Raw genomic sequence first — 435 nt, 5'->3', positions numbered from 1 at the left:
GATGAGATCACCGACTTCCGTTGTGCGGCCGGCGCGCAGAGCATTGAAGAAACGCAGCGCGATCTCGGGCGCGAAATTGTAGATCGCCGAGGAGTAGGTCGTCATGCCGATCGCAGCCGCGGCACTGGCATGGACTTCGGCCGTTGGCATGCCGCCGATGAAGACCAGCCGGTCGCCCATGCGGTAGCGTGTTGCGGTGAGGAGTTCGATATCGCCGACGCCGTCCTTGAAGCCGATCAGGTTCGGGCAATCCTGCGCTACACGCTCAAGCGTGTCGGGCGTCAGCACCGCATTGTCCCTGTTATAGGCGATCACGCCGATGCCGACCGAGCGGCAGATGGCCGTCAGTCGGCGACGCAGGCCTTCCTGCTCCGACTTGACCAGATAGGGCGGCAGCACCAGCAGCCCGTCGGCGCCATTGGCCTCGGCGGCCCG

The 435-nt window shown here is 65.1% G+C and carries 1 protein-coding gene; it reads right to left on the bottom strand.

The genetic code is table 11. The features are described from left to right. Positions 1-435, bottom strand: a 435-nt coding sequence (locus EOA22_RS29875; RefSeq protein ID WP_206521360.1) for a dihydrodipicolinate synthase family protein, incomplete at both ends; no start/stop codon positions are given.

Origin of the sequence: Mesorhizobium sp. M7A.F.Ca.US.014.04.1.1, from assembly GCF_003998745.1 — a bacterium.
Classification (GTDB): Bacteria; Pseudomonadota; Alphaproteobacteria; order Rhizobiales; family Rhizobiaceae; genus Mesorhizobium; species Mesorhizobium ciceri.
Note: the sequence above shows the minus strand (reverse complement) of the source record. Positions and strands in the feature narration are given on the sequence as shown.